The following is a 996-nucleotide window of genomic DNA, read 5'->3' on the forward strand; positions in this document are numbered from 1 at the left end:
TAGAGGTTATTCTGATTAATTGTTACAGTTTTTTCTAAGGGTATTTCTGAGGTTGTGTAAACCACAAGCCACCATCATTATTTTATCCCGGGCATCTTTTACCCGAATTCTTATTTTCTCTTTTGCGATGTTGAGTCGTTTTACACCCGACATCACATGCTCAACGGGTATTCTAATCTGGCTAATATGCCTGTTATCTAGCTTCTCCTCTTTGGAGAGTTCCCCGTTTTTAGGCTTCTTGTTTGGAATCAGGACGCTCACATTCTCTGGCCCGTAACCAAGGTATCCCAAGTCCTCCACCAGCACTGTATGGTCCGGGAATTGATGGCCTGCATGGTCTGCTATCGTTTTGTCATGCACGCTGCCGGGGTAGGTGCTGCTTAAGAACAAGATCTTACCCCGCTGGTCAGTTATCAAGTTGTTTTTGACCGTATGCATCTTCTTCTTGCCACTATACTCGTGCTTTTGCCGCTCATAGTCCACAGAACGCGGTATATGCCGCTCCGTGGCATCCATCAGTAGCACAAAGCGCGTGAAGGAGAGCAGGAAGGCGTAGAGTTGGCTGCCAAAGCGCTTTGGCAGCACCCGCAGGCGGGACAGCGCCTGCTCGAGCAAGGGTAAGAGCAGTTTTACCCACTTACTTACCCGAGGTTGTTTCATGCCCCACAACTTGCCATGGTAGTGTTGGCGCGGGTTCTCCTTAAGATAGGTGAGCAGAAAGAGCAACTTATTAAAGCTGCCAGCCAGGCTACAGCGGGCATCTTCTGCAAACTTTGGAATCCTGCGGGGATTTCCCTCCAGGTCATGATGCTGGAAATACTGCTTACAGAGCGGACCAAATTCATAAAGTAATGTCATAAACTCTTCCGGCTGAAGACTCGTTAAGGATAAATATTCGGAGCGGTTTGGCTGTTTATTATTAGTAGTTTGCATACTAAAATAAAGGGCTAGCCGCTCTGTTTTGTTCCTACTACTATATTTTCAGAATAACCTCTA

1 protein-coding gene is annotated in these 996 nt (G+C 46.8%); it reads right to left on the bottom strand.

The genetic code is table 11. From position 1 onward, the window contains the following. Positions 1 to 15: 15 nt before the first annotated feature. Complete coding sequence (locus FJM74_RS22075) at positions 16 to 858, bottom strand: transposase family protein (RefSeq protein ID WP_187264817.1); 843 nt, start codon at positions 856 to 858, stop codon at positions 16 to 18. Positions 859 to 996: the final 138 nt, after the last annotated feature.

Source organism: Pontibacter beigongshangensis, assembly GCF_014332515.1.
Taxonomy (GTDB): Bacteria; Bacteroidota; Bacteroidia; order Cytophagales; family Hymenobacteraceae; genus Pontibacter; species Pontibacter beigongshangensis.

Coding starts and splice junctions, on each gene's coding strand:
- FJM74_RS22075 (WP_187264817.1), bottom strand. CDS start 858: ATGACATTACTTTATGAATTTGGTCCGCTCTGTAAGCAGTATTTCCAG.